Here is a 2,927-nt window from a genome sequence, read left to right as displayed (position 1 = left end):
TGGTTGCGGGGGCAGGATTTGAACCTGCGGCCTTCAGGTTATGAGCCTGACGAGCTACCGGGCTGCTCCACCCCGCGGTGGTGTGTGTGATGTTGGTTTTTTGGGGTTTTTGTGAGTGGGCTGGGGGACCTGGCGGCGACCGACTTTTCCGCACCTTGAGGTGCAGTATCATAGGCGCTGAGGGATTTCACGGCCGAGTTCGGGATGGGATCGGGTGTATGGCCCTCGCAATGGCCACCAGGTCTTCCAGCCCACCCAGTCTTTTTGAGAGTGGGTGGAGGTTGGTGTTTTTTTGAGTGTGGCTGATTTCTGTGCATGTGTTTGGAGTGAGGATTATGAGCGATTAGGACCGGTTAGCTGCATGCATTACTGCACTTTCACACCCGGCCTATCGACGTGATGGTCTCTCACGGCTCTATGAGACCTTGTTTTGAGGTGGGTTTCCCGCTTAGATGCTTTCAGCGGTTATCCCGTCCATACTTAGCTACCCGGCTGTGCCACTGGCGTGACAACCGGTGCACCAGAGGTATGTTCATCCCGGTCCTCTCGTACTAGGGACAAATCCTCTCAAGTCTCTTACACCCACGGCAGATAGGGACCGAACTGTCTCACGACGTTCTAAACCCAGCTCACGTACCACTTTAATCGGCGAACAGCCGAACCCTTGGGACCTGCTCCAGCCCCAGGATGTGATGAGCCGACATCGAGGTGCCAAACCTCCCCGTCGATGTGGACTCTTGGGGGAGATCAGCCTGTTATCCCTAGAGTACCTTTTATCCGTTGAGCGATGGCCCGTCCACGTGGGACCACCGGATCACTATGGCCGACTTTCGTCTCTGCTCGAACTGTCATTCTCGCAGTCAGGCGGGCTTATGCCATTGCACTCGACAGCCGGTTTCCGACCGGCCTGAGCCCACCATCGCGCGCCTCCGTTACACTTTGGGAGGCGACCGCCCCAGTCAAACTGCCCACCATGCAGGGTCCCGGACCAGGCTTACTGGTCTCGGTTAGACATCAGAAAAATTCAGGGTCGTATTTCAAGGGTGGCTCCACCGGTGCTGGCGCCCCGGCTTCAAAGCCTCCGACCTATCCTACACAGGATTTTCCTGATGCCACTGCAAAGCTGCAGTAAAGGTTCATAGGGTCTTTCCGTCTGACCGCGGGTACCCCGCATCTTCACGGGGAATTCAATTTCGCTGAGTCGATGCTGGAGACAGTGGGGAAGTCGTTACGCCATTCGTGCAGGTCGGAACTTACCCGACAAGGAATTTCGCTACCTTAGGACCGTTATAGTTACGGCCGCCGTTTACCGGGGCTTCAATTCAATGCTTGCACATCTCCTCTTAACCTTCCGGCACCGGGCAGGCGTCAGGCCCTATACGTCATCTCACGATTTCGCAGAGCCCTGTGTTTTTACTAAACAGTCGCTACCCCCTGGTCTGTGCCACCCAAACATGGTTGCCCACGGTTGGGTCTCGTTTATCCCGAAGTTACACGAGCAATTTGCCTAGTTCCTTCAGCATCGTTCTCTCAAGCGCCTTGGTATTCTCTACCAGTCCACCTGTGTCGGTTTCGGGTACGGTCTATACGCCAGAGCTATTTCCTGGAATGATCAAAAAGCCTGTTCAATCCGTTAAGGACAGACAACATTTCTCATTCGTCACTTCTGGCAGGCCTAGGAATATTCACCTAGTTCCCATCGACTACGGCTCTCGCCCTCGCCTTAGGGGCCGGCTCACCCTGCGTGGATTAACCTTGCGCAGGAACCCTTGGACTTTCGGCGACAGTGTTTCTCGCACTGTTTGTCGCTACTCATGTCAGCATTCGCACTTCCGATATCTCCAGAGGGGGTCACCCCGCCTCCTTCGCAGACTTACGGAACGCTCCGCTACCGCGCATTCATAAGAATGCACCCACAGCTTCGGCACGTGGCTTGAGCCCCGTTACATTTTCGGCGCAGGGTTTCTAATAGACCAGTGAGCTATTACGCTTTCTTTAAAGGATGGCTGCTTCTAAGCCAACCTCCTGGTTGTTTTGGAATCCCCACATCCTTTCCCACTTAGCCACGATTTAGGGGCCTTAGCTGGTGGTCTGGGCTGTTTCCCTCTCGACAATGGACCTTAGCACCCACTGTCTGTCTGCCGGGCTATACTCCTGGGTATTCGGAGTTTGGTTAGGTTTGGTAAGGCTTTGGGCCCCCCTAGCCCATCCAGTGCTCTACCCCCCAGGGTAAACACCCGACGATCTACCTCAATAGATTTCGCGGAGAACCAGCTATCTCCGAGTTTGATTGGCCTTTCACCCCTAGCCACAGCTCATCCCCGACTTTTTCAACAGGCGTGGGTTCGGCCCTCCAGTGCGTGTTACCGCACCTTCAGCCTGGCCATGGCTAGATCACTCGGTTTCGGGTCTTCTGCCAGCAACTCAGTCGCCCTATTCAGACTCGCTTTCGCTACGCCTACACCTAACGGCTTAAGCTCGCTGCAAACAGAAACTCGCTGACCCATTATACAAAAGGTACGCCGTCACCCCATAAGAGGCTCCGACTGCTTGTAGGCGTCCGGTTTCAGGTCTCTTTCACTCCCCTTATCGGGGTGCTTTTCACCTTTCCCTCACGGTACTTGTTCGCTATCGGTCACTAAGGAGTATTTAGGCTTGGAGGGTGGTCCCCCCATGTTCAGACAGGGTTTCACGTGCCCCGCCCTACTCAAATCCTTATCAAGACACTACGCATACGGGGCTATCACCCATTCTTGCCGGACTTTCCAGACCGTTCTGCTTCTTCTCAATAAGGCATTGGCCTGCTCCGCGTTCGCTCGCCACTACTAGCGGAATCTCTGTTGATGTCTTTTCCTCCAGGTACTGAGATGTTTCAGTTCCCCGGGTTTGCCTCATGCACCTATGTATTCAGTACATGATCCTCTTGC

1 tRNA gene and 2 rRNA genes (1 of these 3 cut by a window edge) are annotated in these 2,927 nt (G+C 54.7%); all 3 read right to left on the bottom strand.

The annotated features are described in order from the left end of the window. Positions 1 to 77: transfer RNA gene (locus HKD32_RS15030), tRNA-Met, on the bottom strand. Between the two features lie 50 nt (positions 78 to 127). Beyond that, a 5S ribosomal RNA gene (gene rrf, locus HKD32_RS15025) occupies positions 128 to 242 on the bottom strand. 81 nt (positions 243 to 323) lie between these two features. Then, positions 324 to 2,927, bottom strand: a 23S ribosomal RNA gene (locus HKD32_RS15020) (it continues 133 nt past the right edge of the window).

The organism is Gluconobacter japonicus, assembly GCF_015244665.1.
Lineage (GTDB): Bacteria > Pseudomonadota > Alphaproteobacteria > Acetobacterales > Acetobacteraceae > Gluconobacter > Gluconobacter japonicus.
The sequence above is the reverse complement of the archived record's forward strand: the minus strand, read 5'-3'. Positions and strand labels throughout refer to the sequence as shown.